General features: G+C 65.3%; 26 protein-coding genes. 15 read left to right on the top strand and 11 right to left on the bottom strand.

The window, feature by feature from the left end; genetic code table 11:
- Positions 1–19 precede the first annotated feature (19 nt).
- Complete coding sequence (coaE, locus tag N2604_RS02030) at positions 20–619, top strand: dephospho-CoA kinase (RefSeq protein ID WP_260373566.1); 600 nt, start codon at positions 20–22, stop codon at positions 617–619.
- 29 nt (positions 620–648) lie between these two features.
- Positions 649–1,371: a DNA polymerase III subunit epsilon gene (gene dnaQ, locus N2604_RS02025; RefSeq protein WP_260373565.1), complete on the top strand. Its 723-nt coding sequence runs from the start codon at positions 649–651 to the stop codon at positions 1,369–1,371.
- Here dnaQ and secB read toward each other — a convergent pair.
- Positions 1,362–1,850: a protein-export chaperone SecB gene (secB, locus tag N2604_RS02020; RefSeq protein ID WP_260373564.1), complete on the bottom strand. Its 489-nt coding sequence runs from the start codon at positions 1,848–1,850 to the stop codon at positions 1,362–1,364. The two genes, dnaQ and secB, sit on opposite strands and share 10 nt — an antisense overlap.
- A gap of 397 nt (positions 1,851–2,247) precedes the next feature.
- Between secB and N2604_RS02015 the strand changes: the two genes are divergently transcribed.
- Genes N2604_RS02015 through N2604_RS02005 form a run of 3 tightly spaced genes read left to right on the top strand, consistent with a single transcriptional unit; the run spans position 2,248 to position 5,061 of the window.
- On the top strand, positions 2,248–2,955 hold the full coding sequence (locus N2604_RS02015; RefSeq protein ID WP_260373563.1) for a Tim44/TimA family putative adaptor protein: 708 nt from the start codon (positions 2,248–2,250) through the stop codon (positions 2,953–2,955).
- A complete protein-coding gene (locus N2604_RS02010) occupies positions 2,933–4,474 on the top strand; it encodes a murein transglycosylase A (RefSeq protein WP_260373562.1) in 1,542 nt (513 codons plus the stop codon). Before N2604_RS02015 ends, N2604_RS02010 begins: the two co-directional genes overlap by 23 nt.
- Positions 4,471–5,061 (top strand): Smr/MutS family protein, encoded by a 591-nt coding sequence (locus N2604_RS02005; protein ID WP_260373561.1) that lies wholly within the window; start codon positions 4,471–4,473, stop codon positions 5,059–5,061. The genes N2604_RS02010 and N2604_RS02005 overlap by 4 nt, the downstream gene beginning before the upstream one ends.
- On the opposite strand, the gene N2604_RS02000 is transcribed toward N2604_RS02005, so the two are convergent.
- The 5 genes from N2604_RS02000 to hslV all read right to left on the bottom strand — a co-directional run bounded on the left by N2604_RS02000 (position 5,058) and on the right by hslV (position 9,313).
- Complete coding sequence (locus N2604_RS02000) at positions 5,058–6,182, bottom strand: hypothetical protein (protein ID WP_260373560.1); 1,125 nt, start codon at positions 6,180–6,182, stop codon at positions 5,058–5,060. The genes N2604_RS02005 and N2604_RS02000 overlap by 4 nt on opposite strands.
- A 28-nt stretch (positions 6,183–6,210) precedes the next feature.
- Positions 6,211–7,515: an ATP-dependent protease ATPase subunit HslU gene (hslU, locus tag N2604_RS01995; protein ID WP_260373559.1), complete on the bottom strand. Its 1,305-nt coding sequence runs from the start codon at positions 7,513–7,515 to the stop codon at positions 6,211–6,213.
- A gap of 49 nt (positions 7,516–7,564) precedes the next feature.
- Positions 7,565–8,182, bottom strand: a complete 618-nt coding sequence (locus N2604_RS01990) for a DUF2585 domain-containing protein (RefSeq protein WP_260373558.1) — start codon at positions 8,180–8,182, stop codon at positions 7,565–7,567.
- Complete coding sequence (locus N2604_RS01985) at positions 8,179–8,661, bottom strand: GNAT family N-acetyltransferase (RefSeq protein ID WP_260373557.1); 483 nt, start codon at positions 8,659–8,661, stop codon at positions 8,179–8,181. Before N2604_RS01985 ends, N2604_RS01990 begins: the two co-directional genes overlap by 4 nt.
- Positions 8,662–8,752: 91 nt before the next feature.
- Positions 8,753–9,313, bottom strand: coding sequence for an ATP-dependent protease subunit HslV (gene hslV, locus N2604_RS01980; RefSeq protein ID WP_260373555.1), 561 nt, complete (start codon positions 9,311–9,313; stop codon positions 8,753–8,755).
- 203 nt (positions 9,314–9,516) lie between these two features.
- Between hslV and hisB the strand changes: the two genes are divergently transcribed.
- The 8 genes from hisB (at position 9,517) to N2604_RS01940 (ending at position 14,654) form a co-directional block, all read left to right on the top strand.
- Positions 9,517–10,110, top strand: a complete 594-nt coding sequence (gene hisB / locus N2604_RS01975) for an imidazoleglycerol-phosphate dehydratase HisB (protein ID WP_212257841.1) — start codon at positions 9,517–9,519, stop codon at positions 10,108–10,110.
- A gap of 63 nt (positions 10,111–10,173) precedes the next feature.
- Entirely contained in the window at positions 10,174–10,704 is a 531-nt protein-coding gene (locus tag N2604_RS01970) for a DUF2628 domain-containing protein (protein ID WP_260373554.1), read from the top strand.
- Positions 10,701–11,351, top strand: a complete 651-nt coding sequence (gene hisH, locus N2604_RS01965) for an imidazole glycerol phosphate synthase subunit HisH (protein ID WP_260373553.1) — start codon at positions 10,701–10,703, stop codon at positions 11,349–11,351. The genes N2604_RS01970 and hisH overlap by 4 nt, the downstream gene beginning before the upstream one ends.
- A complete protein-coding gene (gene hisA / locus N2604_RS01960; protein ID WP_260373552.1) occupies positions 11,348–12,085 on the top strand; it encodes a 1-(5-phosphoribosyl)-5-[(5-phosphoribosylamino)methylideneamino]imidazole-4-carboxamide isomerase in 738 nt (245 codons plus the stop codon). Before hisH ends, hisA begins: the two co-directional genes overlap by 4 nt.
- Before the next feature lie 3 nt (positions 12,086–12,088).
- Positions 12,089–12,862 (top strand): imidazole glycerol phosphate synthase subunit HisF, encoded by a 774-nt coding sequence (hisF, locus tag N2604_RS01955; RefSeq protein WP_018646048.1) that lies wholly within the window; start codon positions 12,089–12,091, stop codon positions 12,860–12,862.
- Positions 12,863–12,951: 89 nt separating this feature from the next.
- The gene (locus N2604_RS01950) at positions 12,952–13,275 is read left to right on the top strand and encodes a phosphoribosyl-ATP diphosphatase (protein WP_036044993.1); all 324 of its coding nucleotides are present in this window, start codon (positions 12,952–12,954) and stop codon (positions 13,273–13,275) included.
- Between the two features lie 36 nt (positions 13,276–13,311).
- Positions 13,312–14,268, top strand: coding sequence for a type I pantothenate kinase (gene coaA, locus N2604_RS01945; RefSeq protein WP_260373551.1), 957 nt, complete (start codon positions 13,312–13,314; stop codon positions 14,266–14,268).
- Between the two features lie 104 nt (positions 14,269–14,372).
- Positions 14,373–14,654 carry a hypothetical protein gene (locus tag N2604_RS01940; RefSeq protein ID WP_260373549.1) on the top strand — a complete coding sequence of 94 codons (282 nt, stop codon included), beginning with the start codon at positions 14,373–14,375 and terminating at the stop codon, positions 14,652–14,654.
- 3 nt (positions 14,655–14,657) lie between these two features.
- Here N2604_RS01940 and N2604_RS01935 read toward each other — a convergent pair whose 3' ends face one another.
- The 5 genes from N2604_RS01935 to N2604_RS01915 form a co-directional block, all read right to left on the bottom strand.
- Positions 14,658–15,716: an AI-2E family transporter gene (locus N2604_RS01935; RefSeq protein WP_260373548.1), complete on the bottom strand. Its 1,059-nt coding sequence runs from the start codon at positions 15,714–15,716 to the stop codon at positions 14,658–14,660.
- Positions 15,717–15,804: 88 nt separating this feature from the next.
- Complete coding sequence (locus N2604_RS01930; RefSeq protein ID WP_260373547.1) at positions 15,805–16,434, bottom strand: histidine phosphatase family protein; 630 nt, start codon at positions 16,432–16,434, stop codon at positions 15,805–15,807.
- A gap of 83 nt (positions 16,435–16,517) precedes the next feature.
- On the bottom strand, positions 16,518–18,761 hold the full coding sequence (locus N2604_RS01925; protein WP_260373546.1) for an ATP-binding protein: 2,244 nt from the start codon (positions 18,759–18,761) through the stop codon (positions 16,518–16,520).
- 116 nt (positions 18,762–18,877) lie between these two features.
- A complete protein-coding gene (locus N2604_RS01920) occupies positions 18,878–19,345 on the bottom strand; it encodes a hypothetical protein (protein WP_260373545.1) in 468 nt (155 codons plus the stop codon).
- Positions 19,346–19,456: 111 nt separating this feature from the next.
- Positions 19,457–20,995, bottom strand: a complete 1,539-nt coding sequence (locus N2604_RS01915; protein WP_260373544.1) for a YifB family Mg chelatase-like AAA ATPase — start codon at positions 20,993–20,995, stop codon at positions 19,457–19,459.
- A gap of 228 nt (positions 20,996–21,223) precedes the next feature.
- Here N2604_RS01915 and N2604_RS01910 point away from each other — a divergent pair, with 228 nt between their 5' ends.
- Both N2604_RS01910 and N2604_RS01905 read left to right on the top strand, forming a co-directional pair.
- Positions 21,224–21,469 (top strand): PilZ domain-containing protein, encoded by a 246-nt coding sequence (locus tag N2604_RS01910; protein WP_028145870.1) that lies wholly within the window; start codon positions 21,224–21,226, stop codon positions 21,467–21,469.
- 80 nt (positions 21,470–21,549) lie between these two features.
- Positions 21,550–22,347, top strand: a complete 798-nt coding sequence (locus N2604_RS01905; RefSeq protein ID WP_260373543.1) for a tetratricopeptide repeat protein — start codon at positions 21,550–21,552, stop codon at positions 22,345–22,347.
- Positions 22,348–22,412: the final 65 nt, after the last annotated feature.

Genomic DNA, 22,412 nt, shown 5'->3' with positions numbered 1-22,412 from the left:
GAAAGAAGGCTGGGCGCTGATGCGGATTCTCGGACTGACCGGCTCGATCGGGATGGGAAAATCCACCACCGCGAAATTGTTCGCGGAGGCCGGCGTTCCCGTCTACGACGCCGATGCCGCCGTGCATCAGCTCTATGAAGGTGAAGCTGCCCCCGCAATCGAGGCCGCCTTCCCCGGCACCACCGCGAACGGCAAGGTCGACCGGCAACAGCTGTCGGCGCGCGTCGTGCACGATCCCGCCGCGATCAAGCAGCTCGAGCAGATCGTTCATCCCATGCTCGGCGCTTCCCGGCAGAAATTCTTTGCCGACGCCGAGGCGGCCGAGGCGCCGGTCGTGGTGCTGGACATCCCGCTGTTGTTCGAGACCGGCGGCGAGAAGCGGGTCGATGCCGTGGTCGTGGTCTCGACCTCGCCGGAGCTTCAGCGCCAGCGGGTGCTGGCGCGCGACACGATGGACGAGGCCAAGCTCGATGCGATCATCGCCAAGCAGATGCCGGATGCCGAGAAGCGCAAGCGGGCCGATTTCGTGGTGGATACCTCACACGGACTTGACCCGGTGCGGGCCCAAATCGCGCACATCCTGGCCGAGGTCGTTAAGATGCCGCAGCGGCGGACCTGATTCGCCGCCCCACACGGCTTCTTAGAGACATGCGCGAAATCGTCCTCGACACCGAAACCACCGGCCTCGATCCGCTGCGCGGCGACCGGTTGGTCGAGATCGGCTGCGTCGAGATCTTCAACCGCATGCCAACCGGACAGACGTACCACGTCTACATCAACCCTGAGCGGGACATGCCGGCGGAGGCGTTTGCGGTGCACGGATTGTCGTCGGAATTCCTGGCGACCAAGCCGTTATTCCACGAGGTCGCCGACGATTTTCTCGCCTTCATCGGCGACGCCCCGCTGGTGATCCACAACGCCTCGTTCGATATCGGCTTCATCAATGCCGAGCTCGACCGCATCAAGCGCGCTGCGATCCCGCGCGAGCGCCTGGTCGATACGCTGCTGCTGGCGCGTCGCAAGCATCCGGGCGTGTCCAACCGGCTCGACGATCTCTGCTCGCGCTATTCGATCGACAATTCACACCGTACCAAGCACGGTGCGCTGCTGGACGCCGAGCTGCTGGCTGAAGTCTATGTCGATCTGGTCGGGGCGCGGCAGTCGCAGCTGCTGCTGGCCTCGGACACCGAGGAGATCAGGGTCAGTAGCGCCGGCGATGCGCCGCGGCGGCAACGTCTGGTGCCGCTCGCGCCGCGGATTTCTGAAGCCGAGCGCGAGGCCCATCGGGCCTTCATCGCGACCATGGGCGACAAGGCGATCTGGAACGAGTACCTGCCCGCTCCAGCCGCGATGGCGGCCGCTCAGGCCTGACCCGCCTGTCCGCCTTGAGCGGCCATTTGCCGCTCCATGTTCTGGCGATACAGACCGACGAAGTCGACCGGATCCAGCATCAGCGGCGGGAACCCGCCGTCGCGCACCGCGGTCGCGATGATCTCGCGTGCGAACGGGAACAAGAGGCGCGGGCACTCGATCATGACCAGCGGGTGCAGGTTCTCCTTCGGCACGTTGACGATCCGGAACACGCCGGCATAGGCAAGCTCGAACGAGAACATCAATTTACCTGCGGTCTCGGCCTTGCCCTCGACCGACAACGTCACCTCGAATTCCTGTTCGCTGAGATTGTTGGCGCTGACGTTGATCTGGATGTTGATCTGCGGCGGCTGGCTCTGCTGCTGGAGCGAGCCCGGCGCGTTGGGATTTTCGAACGAGAGGTCCTTGGTATATTGCGCCAGCACATTGAGCTGGGGAGCCTGGGCCGCCTCGGGAGGGGTGCCGTTACCGTTGGTCATGAAAGTGTCTCCTTACCCGATTGGGGCTGAATTTCGCGGCGGTTGGCTAACATAGGGCCGGCTCGTTCCACAAGGACGAACGGTCCCGGATCGGGAATTCGGGCCGCGCCCGCGCCTTGGGCGTTCATCCTGCCTTTTCCGCGAAATTTCGCCTTAAACGTTTGAAGATGCGCGATTTCCGGCCAGGATCGGGTTTCCCCTTAAGCATAAAACGCGCTACACTTGGCGCTGTGCCAAAAGGCGCCATTGGCCGGGCAAGATTTCGTGCCTACATCCCACGGACCTGACATGGACCTAAAATGGTGATGTAGACTTGCCGTTTCCGAAGGGAACGGTCTACTGGCCGGATTGATTTTCCCGGCAACGAGCCCTGAAAAGACCAGAAAGCGGATACGACGTGGACATCTACACCATCATATTCCTGGCGCTGGCCGTCTTCATCTTCTTGCGGCTGCGTAGCGTGCTGGGGCAGCGCACGGGCAACGAGCGGCCGCCGTTCGATCGCACCGCCGCCCGCAATGCGCTGGGAGGTGCCCAGGACAACAACGTCGTGACCATGCCGGGCAAGGTGATCGATCAGGCCCCGCTGGCGCCGACGGCCGAGCCGACCGCGCCGGCCGATCGCTGGAAGGGGCTGGCCGAGCCGGGCACTGCGCTGGCGCAGGGTCTCGATGCCATCGTCGAAAAGGATTCCAGCTTCGACCCGCGCCATTTCCTTTCGGGCGCGCGCGGCGCCTACGAGATGATCGTGCTGGCTTTCGCCAATGGCGACCGCCGCGCGCTGCGTGATCTGTTGTCGTCGGAGGTCTATGACAGCTTCGACGCCGCCATCAAGGAACGCGAGAAGAACGAGCAGAAGACCGAGACGCGGTTCGTGTCGATTGACAAGGCCGAGCTCGTCGGCGCCGAGCTGCGCGACCGCAACGCGCAGCTCACCGTGCGCTTCGTCTCGCAGATGATCTCGGCCACCCGCGACAAGGCCGGCAACATCGTCGACGGCAGCGCCGAGACGGTCGCCGACATCACCGATATCTGGACCTTCGCCCGCGACACCTCCTCTCGCGATCCGAACTGGAAGCTGGTTGGCACCGGAAGCGCGAATTAAGATTCTCCTGAAGAACAGCGCGACGGCGCTTTGCGCAGGCGTTGTCGTGCTGTCGTCGTTTTCGCTCGGTGCCGAGGCGGCGCGGCGTCACCACCGCAATCACCACCATCGTCTACCGCAAACGCCTGCCGCTCCGCCGCGGGCCTTGCCCTATCCGCAGCTCTCCCTGCCGTTCGAAATTTCCGGCGCGCAATATCTGCCGCTGGCCTGGGCGGACGTGAAGGGGTGGGGCGACGACAATCATCTCGCGGCGTACAAGACCTTCCGCGCCAGCTGCAAGTCGATCAATGCGCAGAACGGCGCGGCCGAAGCCAAGGGCGAATCCAAGGCTTTGGGTGCCTCGCTGGGTGAACCCTGCCGGGCCGCCAAGACGCTCGATCTCACCGACGATGGCAAAGCGAAAATCTTCTTCGAGGAGAATTTCACGCCGCTGCGGATCTCGCGGCTCGGCGAGCCAGACGGTTTCGTCACCGGCTATTACGAGCCGGTGCTGGAGGGATCGCGCACGCAGACCGATGTCTACAACGTGCCGGTCTATCGCCGTCCCTCGAACCTGTTCGTGCGCGGCTACAAGCAGGATTCGGTCAGCCTGCCCAACAAGGGCCCGGTCTATCGCAAGATCGGTCGCCGCAAGCTGGTGCCCTATTACGACCGCGGCGAGATCGAGGACGGCAAGATCGCCGGCCGCGGGCTTGAGATCGCCTGGCTGAAGGATCCGACCGATCTGTTGTTCGCCCAGATCCAGGGCTCGGCGCGGATCAAGTTCGAGGACGGCAGCTCGGTTCGGCTCAATTACGACGCCTATAACGGCTATCCCTACACGGCGGTCGGTCGCATCCTGATCGAGCGCGGCATCATCCCGAAAGAGGAGATGTCGATGCAGAGGATCAGGGAATGGATGACGCAAAACCCTGACGGCGCCAAGGAGCTGCGCCGCGCGAACCGCGCCTACATCTTCTTCCGCGAGGTCAACCTGTCCGACAAGGAGGAGGCTGTCGGCGCGCAAGGCATTCCCCTGACGGCGGGGCGTTCGATCGCGGTCGACAAATCGCTGCATGTCTACGGCACGCCGTTCTTCATCGAGGGCGAGCTGCCGATCGAGTCCGAACGCGCCAGGACGCCGTTCCACCGGCTGATGATCGCGCAGGACACCGGCTCGGCCATCATCGGTCCCGCGCGCGCCGATCTGTTTTTCGGCGCCGGCGCGGATGCCGGTCGCGTCTCCGGCCGGCTGCGTCACCCCATGCATTTCGTGATGCTGGTGCCGAAGAGCCTCGATCCCGCCCCGCGCGCCGCGAAACTGCCGATCCCGGACCCTAGGCCCTCGGAGAAGATCGCAAAGCTGTTTCCGCAGACCGATCCGGCAAAGATCGGCACGCCTGTCGCCGCGGCGGCGCAAGGCAGGAACGAAACGGTCGCCGTCGCCGGCCCCGTTCCGCTGCCGGTGCCGCGTCCCGCGATCGAGCCTGCCCCTGAGCCGCGCCGTCCAGCGAAGAATCGTCCTCATCGCCCACAATGAAACGACCGTCCCGTCCGCCCGTGCTGGAGCCTCGCCCCTCGCCGCGCCGTCGCGCGCTGAGCGAGGAAGAGCGCGAGCTGTGGGATCTCGTTGCAAAGCATGTCAAGCCGCTGCGGAAGCAGCGCGCGGCCAAGGCGCATGCCGCCCCGCGCGCCGAGCCTTCGCCCGGCTCCCAGGTGACGAGGACTTCGTTACCGGCAAGGCCGGCTGCTGCAGCACCGGCGCCTCGCGCCGCAAAGCCGTCGATTCCGCCGCTTGCGCCGCTCGGCAAGCGCGAGCGGACAAAGCTGTCGCGCGGCCGCAGCGAGATCGAGGCGCGGCTCGATCTGCACGGCATGACCCAGATGCGCGCCCATCGCGCGCTGGCCGGCTTCCTGCACCGCGCCCATCAGGACGGCCTCACCTTCGTGCTCGTCATCACCGGCAAGGGACGCAGCGGCGGCGAGAGCGGCGTGCTCCGCCGCCAGGTGCCGGAATGGCTCAGCCTGCCCGAATTCCGCGCCTTCGTCGTCGGCTTCGAGGAAGCCGCGATAGGCCATGGCGGCGAGGGCGCGCTGTATGTGCGGATTCGGAGGGCGAGATTTTAGAACGGCCGGATGATTCCGACGCGCGGGATCAGCGTGAGTATCAAACCGAAGATGTTGGTCTTCCGATCCTCGGCCGGGATTGGCGCAGCTTCCTGCTTGGCCGGCAGCATCTTCACCGCATGCAGGATCAGGAACATGCAGACCGCCCAGTTCGAGATCCAGCGCGAATAGTCGAACACCATCGCGAACATCACGAGATAGGCGACGCTGATGCCGACCAGCGCGGCGATGATGAGCCGCTTGTGCCGCTCGCTCGCGAGCGCACCGATCAGGCTCGCGAAGAAGCGCCACAGCGGCGTGTGCAGCCAGATCAGAAGCGCGAACACGGGCAGGCCGAGGACGTTGTGCGGCAGGCGGCCCCAGGTGTCGGCAACCTCTTTCGCCAGCGGCTGGTACCAGATGTAGGCGAATTGCAAGAGGTCGGTGCGCGCAGGATCGGCCATCCGGCTCTTCAGATAGGCGACGAAGTCCGCCTCGGCGATCGGCATCGTTCCCAGAAATTGCGCGGCGAAGAACAGCGCCGAGACGGCGGCGAGAGCGATCACGCCGAAGACGACATTGCTGCGATCGCAGCCGCAAGCGAGGTAGTGCCGGATCACGACGATGGTGATGATCGTCGGCACATACATCAAGAGATGAATGTGATGGATCAGCACGAGAAGGACCGAGAACAGCGCAGCCGTCGCCACGAAGACCAGCGATCCCGCCGGCATCAGCAGCAGGATGATAGCAAGCGCGCAGCCATAGATGTCGAAATGGCCGAGCGTGTGCATGAAGTTTTTCAGGAAGAACGGCGAGCCCGCGGTGAAGACGAACAGCGGTAGCGTTCTCGCGGAGAAGCCAAACGTCTTCCGGAAGAGCCTGGCATAAAGGCCCAGCGTTGCAAGCCACGTCGCCCCGCCGAGCGCGAACACCAGCCACACCGGCACTTTCGCCGTGAACAGCGCGACGATTGCGCCGATCAGCGCGCGCTTGATGAAGCCGAAATGATAATCGACCAGGAGATGGATGTAGGGGACGTAAGGCGGCAGCTGGATCTTGTGAATGAGCACGCCGACGATGACCGCCGCGTTGATCGCGAGCAGGAGCCGCCAGGGATTTTGCAGGATGCGTACGGTCACGCCGCATCAATAGCGTGACCGCCCCAAATTACAAAATGAACCGGCTCAGATCCGCGTTCTTGGCGAGGTCGCCGATGTGCTTTTGCACGTAATCCGCATCGAGCCGGACCGTCTCGCCGTTGCGGTCCGGGGCGGTGAAGGAGATCTCGTCCAGCACCCGCTCCATCACGGTCTGCAGCCGCCGGGCGCCGATGTTCTCGACCGTCGAATTGACGGCAACCGCAATGTCGGCCAGCGCATCGATGGCGCTGTCGGTGACGTCGAGCGTCACGCCTTCGGTCTGCATCAAGGCGACATATTGCTTGATCAGCGAGGCCTCGGGCTCGGTGAGGATGCGGCGCATGTCGTCGCGGGTCAGCGCCTGCAATTCGACCCGGATCGGCAGGCGGCCCTGCAATTCCGGCAACAGGTCGGACGGCTTGGCGACGTGGAAGGCGCCGGATGCGATGAACAGGATGTGGTCGGTCTTGACCGCGCCGTGCTTGGTCGAGACCGTGGTGCCTTCGATCAGCGGCAAGAGATCGCGTTGCACGCCCTCGCGCGAGACGTCGCCGCCGACGCGGCCGTCGCGGGCGCAGATCTTGTCGATTTCGTCGAGGAACACGATGCCGTTGTTCTCGACCGCACTGATCGCCTCCAGCGTCAGCTGCTCGGTGTCCAGGAGCTTGTCGGATTCCTCGTTGACGAGGATCTCGTGCGAGCCTTCTACCGTCAGCCGCCGCGTCTTGCTGCGGCCGCCCAGCTTGCCGAAGATGTCGCCGATCGAGATCGCGCCCATCTGCGCGCCAGGCATGCCCGGGATCTCGAACATCGGCATGCCGCCGCCGGACGATTGCGTCTCGATCTCGATTTCCTTGTCGTTCAATTCGCCGGCGCGCAGCTTCCTGCGGAAGGATTCCCGCGTCGCCGAACTCGCATTGGCGCCGACCAGCGCATCGAGCACGCGCTCCTCGGCGGCAAGCTGGGCGCGCGCCTGCACGTCCTTGCGCTTCCTCTCGCGCACCTGCGCGATTGCGACCTCGACGAGATCGCGGATGATCTGCTCGACGTCGCGGCCGACATAGCCGACCTCGGTGAACTTGGTCGCTTCCACCTTCAGGAACGGCGCATTCGCGAGCTTGGCGAGCCGCCGCGCGATTTCCGTCTTGCCGACGCCGGTAGGGCCGATCATCAGGATGTTCTTCGGCAGCACCTCCTCGCGCAAGGAGCCGGTGAGCTGTTGCCGGCGCCAGCGATTGCGCAGCGCGATCGAGACGGCGCGCTTGGCGTCGCCCTGGCCGACGATGAAACGGTCGAGTTCGGAAACGATTTCGCGGGGGGAGAAGTCTGTCATGTCTGATTAGCTAGGGCGGGAGGCGGCGAAGGACAAGCCGCATTTTGGGTCAGATGATCGGCGGGCCGGATTGCCATTGCTTCACGGCCTCGATCGGATGGATCAGCATCAGGATATTGAGCGTCAGATTGTCGCGAATGTGGAGCGCCAGCACGATCTCGAAGGCCAGCCCGAGCAGCACGGTCGCGGTGACAGGAAGCGCGCGTGCGGCCAGGAACCCGAGGATCATGGCCAGATTGTCCGAGACCGAATTGACGATGCTGTCGCCGTAATAATCCAGCGAGATGGTGCCGGCGCGGTAGCGCTCGATGATGAAGGGCGAGTTCTCGACGATCTCCCAGGCGCCTTCGATCAGTATCGCAATGATCAGCCGTGCCGGCCAGGAGAGACGCAGGAACGGCAATCGTGCGAACAGCAGCCAGGTCAGGCCGTAGAACAGGAAGCCGTGCAGCACGTGCGAAAAGCTGTACCAGTCGGCGATCTGCTGGGAATTCTCCGAGCTGTTCACCACGCCGTGCCACAGCTTGATGGTGCCGCAGGTGCAGATCGGCACCCGCCCCATCGCAAGCAGGATCGAGGCCTGCAGCGCCAGTAGCAGCAGCGCGACGCCGGTCCAAGCGAGCGGCGGGAATGTGGTCTTGGCGGTGGAGGTGGCGGCAAGCGTCATGGCTCTCGGATCATCAGGAGGGCGGGACCATCGGGCGTGACGATAGCATGCTGCGGCACAAATCCAGCTTTCTCATAGGCACGAATGGCGCGGGCATTGGCGGGATCTGGATCGATCACGATGCGCGGCACGCCGCGCGCGAACAGCTGGTCGATGAAGGCGCGGATGAATTTGGAGCCGTGGCCGCATTCGAGCATGTCGGCCTCGCCGATGAACTGATCGAGGCCGCGCGTCCCTGCCGGCTGCGGACCGAAGCTGATGTGCCAGTCGCCGAGCCGGTAGCACTGCAGGTAGGCGAACGGCCGATCTTTCAGGCTGACGATGAACTGCGCCAGATCGGGATGATCGAGGTCGCCGCCGACGAATTCGAGCGTCTCCGGATCGTGCCACCATTCGGCGATATGGGGCCGCTTCAGCCACCGCCGGATCAGCGGCATGTCGGCCGGGGTCATCGGGCGGAAGGTGTAGGTGGGGGTCATTCTATCGGCCACGGCGGCACTGTGCTCCCTCTCCCGCGGGAGAGGTTGCACCGACCCTGCGGATGCTTGTTCGGACAAATGACGCTCGGCCCTACCCCGTCGTCAGGCTCTCGATCGTCACATTCCGGTTGGTGTAGACGCAGATGTCGGCGGCGATGTCCAGCGACCGGCGGACGATGGTGTCGGCGTCCTTGTCGGTGTCGAGCAGGGCCCGAGCGGCGGCCAGCGCGTAATTGCCGCCGGAGCCGATCGCCATCACGCCTGCTTCGGGTTCGAGCACGTCGCCGGTGCCTGTCAGCACCAGGGAGACGTCCCTGTCGGCCACGATCATCATGGCTTCCAGCCGCCGCAAATAGCGGTCGGTGCGCCAGTCCTTGGCGAGCTCCACGGCCGCTCGGGTCAGCTGCCCCGGATATTGCTCGAGCTTGGATTCGAGCCGCTCGAACAGGGTAAAGGCGTCGGCCGTGGCGCCGGCGAAGCCGCCGATCACGTCGCCCTTGCCGAGCTTGCGGACCTTCTTGGCGTTGGACTTGATCACGGTCTGGCCGATCGAGACCTGGCCGTCGCCGCCGACCACCACCTTGCCGCCCTTGCGGACCGTTAGAATCGTGGTGCCGTGCCACCGTGGGGAGCTGTTCTGGGAGTCCTGCATGAAATACCTCACTGTCCGGCCTGATTTAGGCGGTCGGAGCCAAGGGGACAACCTGCGTACAACGGGCCGTTCCGGCCCTAGATTTTGCTCACCATAGGCAGAAGTGAGGCCCGTCCAGCCGTTCCCGCAGTAGCGAAGGTGTCATTTGGCTGTTAAGAGACTGGCGTTTTCGGCTCCCAAGCTAGAATGGAAACCGCATTTCAATGCGCACCGCGACGATCAAGCGCAAGACCAAGGAAACCGACATCGAGGTCTCCGTGAACCTCGATGGCACCGGCGTGGCCAATATCGCAACCGGCATCGGCTTTTTCGACCATATGCTCGATCTCCTCGCCCGCCATTCGCGCATCGACCTCACGGTCAAGGCGGTGGGCGATCTGCACATTGATTATCACCATACCACCGAAGACACCGGCATCGCGCTTGGCCAGGCGGTCAAGCAGGCGCTCGGCAACATGGCGGGCATCACCCGTTATGCCGGCGTGCACATGCCCATGGACGAGACGCTGACGCGCGTGGTGATCGACATCTCGGGCCGCCCGTTCCTGGTGTTCAAGGCCGACTTCCCCCGCGCCAAGATCGGCGAGTTCGACACCGAGCTGGTGCGCGAGTGGTTCCAGGCTTTTGCCATCAACGCCGGCGTGACTCTCCACGTCGAGACCCTATATGGCGATAACAGCCATCATATCGCCGAGTCCTGCTTCAAGGGTCTGGCGCGGGCGCTGCGCACCGCCGTGGCGATCGATCCGAAGGCGGCGGGCGAAATCCCGTCCACCAAGGGCTCGCTCGGCGGCTGACATCTCCGTCTTGCGGCGAACGCCGCTGGCGGCATCACTGAATTTCGAGAACGGGGCATCACCATGCCTGTCTACACAGTTCACGCTCCCTCACCCGCCGGAGCCGATCTGCGCGCGACCGACAAGTTCGTGTTCGTACGCGACGGCTTCCATTTCTGGGCGATGATCTTCGGTCCGTTCTGGCTGTTGTGGAATCGGCTGTGGCTGGCGCTGATCGGCTATCTGATCTTCGTGGCCGCGTTCAACGCGGGGCTGTCGAGCCTCGGCGTCGGGCGCTCCTCGATCTTCTTCGCCGATTGCATCGTCGCGCTGCTGATGGGCCTTGAGGCCTCGAGCCTGCGCCGGTGGACCTTGTCGCGCGGCAAATGGCGGCAGCTCGACATCGTCGTCGCCGACGACCATGACACGGCCGAGCGTCGCTTCTTCGAGCGCTGGAGCCAGAAGCAGAACGGCATCGTCAATGATCAATGGGCCATCGATCGCGGCGGCCCGCCGCCGACCCGCAGCGTGCCGGGTCAGCAATTCTCGAACCCGCCGCCGATTCCGGCCGGCGGCATCATTGGGTTGTTTCCAGAACCGGGAGGGTCAAGATGAGCGTCGCCATCATCGATTACGGTTCCGGCAATCTGCATTCCGCCGCGAAAGCCTTCGAGCGTGCCGCGCGCAGCCTGGAGAGCCCGCAAAAGGTCTTCGTCACCAGCGATCCGGACCGGGCCTACAGCGCCGACCGTCTGGTGCTGCCGGGCGTCGGTGCCTTCGCCGATTGCCGGCGTGGGCTCGACGCCGTCAACGGCATGGTCGAGGCGATCACAGAAGCGGTGCGCGTCAAGGCGCGGCCGTTCTTCGGCATCTGCGTCGGCATGCAGCTGATGGCGAGCCGCGGCAAGGAACACGTCATCACCGAAGGCCTGAACTGGATCGGCGGCGACGTCGAGAAGATCACGCCGCGCGACGAGAGCCTGAAGATTCCGCACATGGGCTGGAACACGCTCGAAGTGCTCAGGGAGCATCCGGTGCTGGACAAGCTTCCGCTCGGCCCGAAGGGCCAGCACGCTTATTTCGTGCACTCCTATCACCTCAACCCCGCCAGCGAGGCGGACGTGCTCGCGCGCGCCGATTACGGCGGGCCTGTCACCGCGATCGTCGCGAAGGACACCGCCATCGGCACGCAGTTTCACCCCGAGAAGAGCCAGCGCTTTGGTTTGGCCCTGATCTCGAACTTCTTGCGATGGAAACCGTGATTCTCTTTCCTGCGATCGACCTCAAGAACGGCCAGTGCGTGCGCCTCGAGCAAGGCGACATGGCGCGCGCGACCGTGTTCAACCTCAATCCGGCTGCGCAGGCACAGAGCTTTGCCGAGCAGGGTTTTGAATATCTCCACGTCGTCGACCTCGATGGTGCCTTCGCCGGTAAGCCGGTGAATGCCGGGGCTGTCGAGGCGATGCTGAAGACGATCAAGATTCCGGTGCAACTCGGCGGCGGCATTCGCGATCTCAAGACCGTCGAAGCCTGGCTCAACAAGGGCATCACCCGCGTCATCATCGGCACCGCCGCGGTGCGCGATCCGGAGCTGGTGAAGTCCGCTGCGAAGACATTCCCCGGCCGCGTCGCGGTCGGCCTCGATGCCCGCGACGGCAAGGTCGCGGTCGAAGGCTGGGCCGAGACCTCGCAAGTGACTGTGCTGGAGATCGCACAGCGGTTCGAGGATGCGGGCGTTGCCGCCATCATCTTCACCGACATCGCGCGCGACGGCCTGCTCAAGGGCTTGAACTTAGAGGCGACCATTGCGCTGGCCGACGCCATCTCGATCCCCGTGATCGCCTCCGGCGGCCTCGCCTCGATCGAGGACGTGAAAGCCATGCTGACGCCGCGTGCCAACAAGCTCGCCGGTGCGATCGCGGGCCGCGCGCTCTATGACGGCCGGCTCGATCCCGCCGCCGCCCTCACCTTGATCCGCGACGCGCGCAGGAGCTGACCCATGTTCAAGGTGCGCGTGATCCCCTGCCTCGACGTCAAGGACGGCCGCGTCGTCAAGGGCGTCAACTTCGTCGATCTCAGGGATGCCGGCGATCCGGTCGAAGCCGCGATCGCCTATGACGCCGCCGGTGCCGACGAGCTCACCTTCCTCGACATCACCGCGACCCACGAGAACCGCGGCATCATGCTGGACGTGGTCCGGCGCACGGCGGAGGCCTGCTTCATGCCGGTTACCGTCGGCGGCGGCGTGCGCGAGGTCAACGACATCAAGACGCTGCTGCGCGCCGGCGCCGACAAGGTCTCGATCAACAGCGCCGCGGTGTCGCGGCGCGAATTCGTCAAGGAAGCTGCTGAAAAATTCGGCGAGCAATGCGTGGTGGTCGCGATCGACGCCAAGCGCGTCAAGCGACCGGGCGGCGACCGCTGGGAGATCTTCACCCATGGCGGCCGCAACTCGACCGGCATCGACGCCATCGAATATGCCCAGGAGGTGGTTTCGCTCGGCGCCGGTGAAATCCTGCTCACCTCGATGGACCGCGATGGCACAAGGCAGGGATTCGACATTCCGCTGACCCGTGCGATCGCCGACAGCGTTCCCGTTCCCGTGATCGCCTCGGGCGGCGTCGGCAATCTCGATCATCTGGTCGACGGTATCCGCGACGGGCACGCCACGGCCGTGCTGGCCGCCTCGATCTTCCATTTCGGGGAATTCACCATTCGCGAAGCCAAGGAGCACATGGCGCGGCGTGGGCTGCCGATGCGCCTGGATGCCTGACGACTCCGGTTCGTAACGATGCTACATTGGCGGATGGGGATGGCCGCCGTGGCCAAATCTGTTGCCAAGCGTGTTTCCGAGTGAGTCCGATGCCGCGTTTCACGATCCATGATCTGGCCGAAACCATCGACGCCCGCGCGGCGTCCGGCGGCGAAGCATCCTATACCCGCAAGCTGCTCGACAAAGGCCCCGAGCATTGCGCCAAGAAGTTCGGCGAGGAAGCAGTCGAAACCGTAATCGCTGCAGTCGAAAACGATCGCGCGCATCTGATCGCTGAAAGTGCCGACCTGCTCTATCATTTCCTTGTGCTGCTGAAGGCGCGCGGCATAAAGCTGGAAGAGGTCGAGGCCGCGCTGGACAAGCGGACCTCGATGTCGGGGTTGGAAGAGAAGGCGTCGCGCAAGGGCGGCTAGGCAAGGGCGAACAGATCGCAACGGAAAGGCGGCGTCATGGATATCCGCGCACCCGAGCAGCAATACAATCCCTACCGCGTCTATACGCGCGAGCAATGGGCGCGACTGCGCGACGATACGCCGATGACGCTGGAGCCGGGCGAGTTCGACCGGCTGCGCTCGCTGCACGACCGCCTCGACCTGCAGGAGGTCGAGGATATTTATCTGCCGCTGTCGCGCCTGTTGTCGATCTATGTCGATGCGACGCAGCGGCTGTATTACGCCGAGCGCCAGTTCCTCAACATCCGGGATCGCAAGGTGCCCTACATCATCGGCGTCGCCGGCTCGGTGGCGGTCGGGAAATCCACCACGGCACGCGTGCTCCAGGCGCTCTTGGCACGCTGGTCGCCGCGGCCGAAGGTCGAGCTGATCACCACGGACGGATTTCTCTATCCCAACGCGGTGCTCGAGCGTCAGGGCATCATGCAGAAGAAGGGTTTCCCGGAGAGCTACGATCTGCCGCTGCTGCTCAGCTTCCTCTCCGACATCAAGTCCGGCCGCGGCCACGTGCGCGCGCCGGTCTATTCGCATCTGACCTACGACATCGTGCCGAACCAATGGGCCGAGATCGACCAGCCCGACATCCTGATCGTCGAAGGCGTCAACGTGCTGCAGACCGGCAAGCTGCCGCGCGACGGCAAGGCGGTGCCCGTGGTCTCCGACTTCTTCGATTTCTCGGTCTATATCGACGCCGACGAAGCGGCGCTGCGGCAATGGTACATCAAGCGCTTCCTGGCGCTGCGCGACACCGCATTCACCAATCCGAAATCCTATTTCAACCGCTACGCGCTGTTGTCGGACGAGGAAGCCACCGCCACCGCGATCGCGATCTGGGAACGCACCAACCTCGCCAATCTCGAGGACAACATCCTGCCGACCCGGCCCCGCGCGACGCTGATCCTCAAGAAGGGCCCGGATCACGTGGTGGAGAGCGTGGCGCTCAGGCGGCTGTAATCGCCGCTGATGCGAGGGCCTTGTCCGTTCGGGCATGGTGTGTCTTTTGTTGCAGACCAACAATGGGTATTCCGCTATTCCTTGGAAAACGGCGGGGGCACACCATGGTTGATCGTCTCAGGAGCGCTGCGGAGCAGCTGGAAGCTCCGATCTGCCCGGATTGCCATATCGAGATGAAGTGGTTTCGCTCGGAACTGCTCGCCGACGAGCCGACCCCCGCCATCGCGCATCTCTTCTTATGCCCGCACTGCAAGCGCGCAGCTCAGACAAATACCGTTTTCCGCGGAAGCCAGACGGCGCCCGACAAGCTCTCTGCGCCACGGTTTATTGCCTCTGCTGCACGAGATTCCGCGTCGGCCGGATCGCCCGCTCCAGGCTCGGCATGACGGTCATTTCCGGGCCCCCTGTTGCGCCTTCGCGACCACGAAGATGTGCCACGTCGTCAGAAACATCGCCGCGACGAGCGGGCCGATGACGAAGCCGTTCGCACCGAACGTCGCAAGGCCGCCCAGGGTGGCAAGCAGCACGATATAGCTTGGCATCTGGATCGATTGGCCGACCAGGATCGGGCGGAGAAAATTGTCCGCAAGGCCGATCACGAAGGTGCCGAAAGCGAGCAGGATGATCCCCTTCGTGACTGCACCTGCCACGAGTAGATAGAGTGCGACCGGAACCCAGACCAGGGCGGAGCCGAGCACGGGCAGCAGCGAGACCATCGCCATGAGCGCGCCCGCCAGCAGCGGCGCGGTCAGGCCGAGCAGCCAGAAGATCAGCCCGCCGAGCGCCCCCTGTATCAAAGCGACGAGAACGATCCCTTTGATCGTTCCACGAACCGCCAGGGTGAAGACATCGAGGATTTCGGCAGTGTGGCTCGGGCGCAGCGGGAGCGCTTCGCGAATGCGGGCATTGAGCTCGTCACCGTCGCGCAGCAGGAAGAACAGCAGGTACAGCATCACGAGCAGGCTTGCGACGAACTCCAGCGTCACCTGACCGATGTTGATGGCATGCCCGGCCAGTTGTTGCCCGGCCGGGACGACCAGCCCCGACAGACGTTCCTTCAGGGACGAAAAATCGATGCCGGCCAGGCGATCCAACAGGGACGCAGCCCAGTCGGGCAGCGCGGATTTCAGCTGCTGCAGGGGATGAGTGAGGCTGATCTCCCCGCTCTGAATGCGCTGATACAGCTCCCCGCCCTGGTCGATGAGCGACGCGATGACGATCGCCACGGGGATCAGGACCATGACGACCACCACGACGACGGTGGCGAGTGCGGCAAGGTTGTGCTTTCCGGGCACGGATTTCAGGACCCGTCGATAGAACGGGGCGAAGATAATGGCCAGCAGCGTGGCCCACAACAATGCACCGGAGAACGGCCAAAGCACCCAGGCGAACGCCACGGAGATCGCGCCGAGCAGGATGAGGAATGAACGGTCTTCCGATGTTCTCACGTGTTCGCCAGCTCTTCACTCGTTCGCCAGACGACGTCCGTAGCACAACATCGTGGTGGAGCGGCAGTCCGGGCCGCTTCCCGGTCCCTCACCTGCCCGCTTTCGCGATCCAATCGGCAATCTTGATGCGCCCTGAAAAGGTGGCGGGGCCCGAGCTGCCGGCCTTGTAGACGAAGGCCTCGCCTTCCTGGACGTCGCCGGCCTCCTTGCCGAACGCATCGGCGATGTTGGTCTTGTGGGTGACCAGGAATGTGTTGGTGCCGGCCTTCGGCGGCGCACCGACGAGCTGACGCACGGCCTGCCCGGCCTTGGCATTGGCGCCGGTCGGGTTTGCCATTCCCGATGCGCTGGCGTTGCTGCTGTCGGTCAGGGCCTCGACCGGCTTGACCTCGCGGCCGGAGATCAGCTTGCCGGCCTCGACCGCGCGGTTCAGCCGGCTGGTGTAGACGTCGCCGATCGGGATCGCGAGGTCCTTGATCGCCGTCCCGATCTGGCGCGCCGCCTCCCTGCCCTTCTCGCTGAGCTGACGCTGGGCGCTCATGTCGTCGAACTTGAAGGGGTAGACATCTTTCTGGCTGTCGTCGGTCGCGGTGTGCCGGAAGATCAGGACGTAGCCGCCCTGCTCGAGCGACGAGATGAGGTCCGGTGTATCGGCGGCTGCGTGCCGAGAGATTCCAGCGAGGAGGACAATCAGGGCGAGGCGGCAAAGCACGTTCATGCGCAAATCCTCTGTGGCAAATGCCCCCTTTTAGGATCGTGACGCGCAATGCGCGCGATTTCAATTCCGATCGCCGGACGAGATCAGGTTCCCGTGAGATCCGGCACTGTCAGGTGCCGGGACGCGGCGAGGCCCGCCAGCGCCTCCTCGAGCTTCTCGCGGTCGAGCGGCTTGATCAGAAATCCGTTCATGCCCGCCTCGAAGCAGGCATAGCGATCCTCCGCCAGCGTGTTGGCGGTGAGCGCCAGGATCGGCGTGTGCTGAGCGCCAAGGGCTGCCTCATGCGCGCGGATGCGCTTTGTCGCTTCGATGCCGTCGAGCTGCGGCATCTGGATGTCCATCAGCACGAGATCGTAAGGCATGCCGGCGGATGCGGCGGCGAGCCAGGATTCCAGCGCGGCTTCGCCATGCACGGCGATGACGACGCGGTGGCCGAGCTTGGTCAGCAGCGAGCGCATCAGCAAGGCGTTGATCTCGTTGTCCTCGGCGACGAGGATCGACAGGCCTTTCGCCGGCGCGGAGCCGGCGGACGCCGCAGGCGGCTCCGGCGCGAGATCGGGTGCGGCGACCTCCGGGGTCAGGGCAAGGCGCGCGGCGAGCGAGGCTGCGCGCAACGGCTTCACCAGAAAACCGGTGAAGGCCGGCGACAGCTTCTCGTGCCGCGAGCTCGACGTCAGCAGCACGAGGCGCTGCAAGGCATGCGCGCGGGCGGCCTCACCGAGATGGTCGGCCACGGCAGGGCCGATCGCACGATCGATCAGCACCGCGTGCCAGGAGCGTTCCGGCAGCAGCGCTTCGGCGACCGCCGCATCCGCAACCAGGCAGGTCTGGCCGCCCCAGCGCTCGAGGCGCCGCGCAATGAGCGAGGCTTCGATGCCGTCGGCGACGAGAAGCATCGACTTGCCGGTGAGGTCGGGGCTCGGAAATGCGGTCTGTCCGGCGTCGCCTTGCGACGGCGGAAGCGGCACCGCGACCTCGAAGGTCGAGCCCTTGCCCGGCTCGCTCGTGAGCGTGATCCGGCCGCCCATGCGCTTGACGATGCGCTCGCTGATGGCAAGGCCGAGCCCGGTGCCGCCATAGGTGCGGGCGACGCGCTCGTCGGCCTGCTCGAACTCACGGAAGATGCGCTGCTGGGCTTCGGCTGCGATGCCGATCCCGGTGTCGCGGACCAGGAAGCTGATCTCGTTCGGCCAGATGCCGGGCTCGACGATCAGCGCCACGCCGCCGTTGCTCGTGAACTTGATGGCGTTGCCGGCGAGGTTGAGCAGCACCTGGCGCAGCCGCGCAGCGTCGCCGACCACTTCCAGCGGCAGGCGCTCGTCGACATAGGCGGCGATCTCGAGTGACTTCGCCTGTGCGCGCGGCGCGAGCAGCTCGGTGATCTCCTCGACCAGGGTCGAGAGCGCGAAGGGACGCTGATCGAGGTCGAGCTTGCCGGCCTCGATCTTGGAATAGTCGAGCAGCTCCTCGATCAGCGCCATCAAGGCTTCGCCCGAGGTCTTCACCGCCCTGGCATAGGTCGCCTGCTCCGGCGTCAGATGGGTGTCGAGCAACAGGCCGCCCATGCCGATGATGCCGTTCAGGGGGGTGCGGATCTCGTGCGAGGCCATCGCCAGGAAGCGCGACTTGGCGCGGTTGGCGGCGTCGGCCTGGTCGCGCGCCTCCGACAATGCACGCACGGTCTCGGTGCGGTCGGTGACGTCGCGTCCGACGCTCTGCAATTCGGCGGGCCGGCCGGCATCGAGGCGGACATAGCCCTCGCGCCAGGCGATCCAGCGCGCGCCGAGCGGCGTTGCGAGCTTCTGGTCGTGGATGCGCGTGCCGCTGCTCTCGCGGGCGCTGTCGCCCTGCTCCAGCACATCGAAATCGAAACGCGTGCCGACCAGCGCGCTGCGCGCCTGTCCTGCGAGCGCGCAATAGGCCTCGTTGGCGAAGGTGATGCGGCCGTCGGTGTCGCGCAGCACGATGAGGTCGCCCTGCTGCTCGAACAGGCTGCGGGCGCGCTCTTCCGCCTCCTTCAGCTCCCAATTGCGGTCGATCAACGCCTCGTTGTGGGCGGCGAGCGTCCGCAGCCGCTTATTGACGAAGCGCAGGCGCATGCTGAGCGTCGCAAGGCCGAGGCAGGCGAGCGCGAACAGGAAGCTGGCGCCGATCGCAAAGGTATGGGGATCGTAGCCGGAATTGTCGGACCGGCTGCCGGAGACGAAACCATAGGCGCCGCCGAAGGTCGCCGAGAAGATCATGAAGGATCGGATCGCGAAGGCGATCCTGGGATGCTGCCGCCTGAAGCGGCGCATGCGCACCTTGACCCGGAACGTCCGACCCATCGCCACCGACCCTTGCCTGTACCCCCGCCGCCGTGTGCGACGATGGCCCGCCGACCTTGCGAACAGCTTGCGGCCTTGGCGCTGCCTCCAAACAGGGTTGACGAAGTGTTAACGGTTCAAAGCGAAGCCGCCTGGAAGCGGCCATGGCCGCCGCGCGCGCCGACGATCAGCGCCGCCGCCTCGCGCGGCGAGAACGTCTTCGAGCGCACATAGATGCGGTAATCCGCTGGTCCTTCGCTGGAGAGATAGACCACCTGGCCGCCGTCGACCGGCTGCGCGGCGATCGAGACGAGACGCGTCGAGGGACTGGCCTGGCAGGAGTCCGGCTCGGAGCCGAGGCCGTCGTCGACCACGGCGAAATCCGCAGCGTCGGCATCATCGGTGATCTGGACCCGCACCGTGGCCCGCGCGGGGTCGTCGGTGAAGGCGACATGCACGCCGGCGGTCCAGAACAGCGAGGTGAGCTCGACCGATGTGTCGCCCAGCGCGATGCAGGGATGCGACACCGATCCGATCTCGGCGCGGGCGAAGACCGCAGCCGCCAACAGGGGAACAGCCGAGGCCAGGAACTTGAAACGCAACATGACGCTCTACTCGCCGGGCCCGTGGGGACACTCACAACCGAAACGCGTCGGGCCTTATGGTTTGCAGAGCGTAAAGGAAAGTCGTTACCGCCGGGTTGACGCGCGCGGCGTTCACGCCAACTGGCGTACATCCTCCGCGAGTGCGCGATAGGACAGCGCTTCGGCAAGGTGCAGCCGGCCGATCTTGTCGGCATGGTCGAGGTCGGCCAGCGTGCGCGCCACCCGCAGCACGCGGTGATAGCCGCGCGCCGACAGGCGCATCCTCTCGGCGGCGTCGCGCAATAGTTTCTGACCCTGCGCATCCGGCTTTGCGATCTCCTCCAGCACGGAGGCCGGCGCCTCGGCATTGGTGCGGACATGGGGCAGGCCCGCATCCGCATAGCGCGCCAGCTGTATGTCGCGCGCCGCCGCCACCCGGGCGGCGACCTCGGCCGATCCTTCTGCCGGCGGCGGCAGGATCAGGTCGGCGGCGGTCACCGCCGGCACTTCGATGCGCAGATCGATGCGGTCCATCAGCGGACCGGAGATGCGCGCCTGGTAGTCGCCGGTGCAGCGGTCGATGCGGCCGCGCTTGCAGGCATAGCCGGGCTCGAACGCATTGCCGCAGCGGCAGGGATTCATCGCCGCGACCAGCATGAAGCGGGCAGGGTAGGTGACGCGATGATTGGCGCGCGACACCGCGACCTCGCCGTTCTCCAGCGGCTGGCGCAGCGAATCCAGCACGCGCGGATCGAACTCGGGCAATTCGTCGAGGAACAGCACGCCCTGATGCGCCAGCGAGATCTCGCCGGGCTTGGCGCGCGCGCCGCCGCCGGTGAGCGCGGCCATGCTGGCGGAATGATGCGGCGAGCGGAACGGGCGCCGCGCCGTCAGCGCGCCGCCTTCGATCTCGCCGGCGACCGAGGCGATCATCGAGACCTCGAGCAGCTCGCCTGGCGAGAGCGGCGGCAGGATCGAGGGCAGGCGCGCCGCCAGCATCGACTTGCCCGCGCCCGGCGCGCCGATCATGAGCAGATGATGCCCGCCGGCGGCCGCGATCTCCAGCGCGCGCTTGGCGCTTTCCTGGCCCTTGATGTCGCGCAGGTCGAGCGTCGAGGCGGCGGCCTCGTGCACCTTCGGCGTCGGCCGCGACAGCACCTGCGTGCCCTTGAAATGGTTGGCGATCTGGATCAGCGAACTCGCCGCGATGATCTGGATGTCCGGGCTCGCCCACGCCGCTTCGGAGCCGCAGGACGCCGGGCAGATCAGCCCTTCCTCGCGCATATTGGCGCCGATCGCGGCGGGAAGGACGCCGGCCACCGGCGCGATCGAGCCGTCGAGGCCGAGCTCGCCGAGCACGGTGAACCCGGTCAGCGCATCCGGCGGGATCGCGCCGATCGCCGCCATTAGCCCGAGCGCGATCGGCAGGTCGTAATGGCTGCCCTCCTTGGGCAGGTCGGCCGGGGCCAGATTGACGATGATCCGCCGCGCCGGCAGCGCCAGCCCCGAGGCGATCAGCGCCGAGCGCACCCGTTCGCGCGCCTCCGACACCGCCTTGTCCGGCAGGCCGACGATGGCAAAGGCCGGCAGGCCGGGCGCGACCTGCACCTGCACGTCGACCGCGCGGGCCTCGATCCCCTCAAAGGCGACGGTAGAAACCCGCTGAACCATGCCGAACCAGCCTGCCCATTGCTGCAATTAGGGGTAGCAGAGCGCAGCCGTTTCCGCAAGAACAATACGGGAACAATCCGCTGGCGCGCGGTCAAATCCTAACCAGGGGTAAACGCGAAGCGGAGACTACGCCTCGAATGCAAGTCGCTCTCCTCAGCACATTCCAACGAATGTCCGCTACTCCTGGGCCTGCGGGATGGGCCGTGGTCTAACGGGTGAAAAGTTCAAATGCTTGTAAATCGCCGGAGAAGCGAACGTCGGGTGTGCAGCCGTCTCGCCAAGATCCATTTTGGCGCGGGCTCGCTGCCGCGGGATTGCACGATCACGGATATTTCGGATGGCGGCGTGAAAGTGGTGGCGGAATTTTTGGAAGTGCCGCCGCAATTCACCATCATCTTCGCGCCCGATTATTCCCGCCAATGCCGCCTGCGCTGGCGCATCGGCTGCGAATTCGGTGCCGAATTCGTCGACTGAACCTCGACAGCCGCGCCTCCTTAACGGGACTTTAGCGTTAATCGGTAAGCATCTCTGATCAGTTGCCGAGTGATCAGAGTATGTCCAAGCGTTCGTTCCTCGCTTTTCCCCCGGCGAGCTATCTGTGTTCCGCCGTGCTGATCCTTGCCCTCGGCGGCTGTCAGACCACCGGCATCGAGGACGTCACCGGCGCGCTCGGCGGCAAGCAGGAGTCCGGCGCCAAGGACGGCGCCAAGTCCGGCACCAAGGCCGACGCCAGGCCGGAGATGGACGCCCTTCGCGAGCGTTATCGCGCCAAGCCCAGCGATCCCGCGATCGCTCTCGAATACGGCAAGGCATTGCGTGGCAGCGGCCAGCGCGCCCAGGCGGTCGCAGTGCTCGAGCAGGCCGTGCTCGCCCATCCCGGCAACAAGGCGCTGCTCGCCGGCTATGGCCGTGCGCTCGCCGACAACGGCAATTTCCAGCAGGCCTTCGACGTCCTCGGCCGCGCGCATTCGCCCGAGGATCCCGATTGGCGCATCCTGTCGGCGCAGGGCGCGGTGCTCGATCAGCTCGGCCGCAACGAGGAAGCACAGCAATATTACGCCGCAGCGTTGAAGATCGTGCCGAACGAGCCGACCGTGCTGTCCAATCTCGGCCTGTCCTATATGCTGCAGAACAATCTGTCGAAGGCCGAACAGGTGCTCGGCCGCGCTTATCAGCGCAATCAGAACGATGCGCGGGTCCGCGCCAATCTGGCGCTGGTGCTGGGATTGCAGGGTCGCGAGGCCGAGGCCGAAATCCTCGTCAAGGCAGATTTGCCGCCGGACCAGGCCGCGGCCAAGGTCACCGCGCTGAAGCAGCTGCTGGCGAAGAAGCAGCAGAGGGCGGACAGGTAATCCGCCCTAGAGCATGATCCGGACCCGGAGGGCCGCGCAGCGCAAAGTGTGAAGCGGTTTTCCGA

This window comes from Bradyrhizobium sp. CB1015, assembly GCF_025200925.1.
Classification (GTDB): Bacteria; Pseudomonadota; Alphaproteobacteria; order Rhizobiales; family Xanthobacteraceae; genus Bradyrhizobium.
This window is presented reverse-complemented; position numbering and strand designations above follow the sequence as displayed.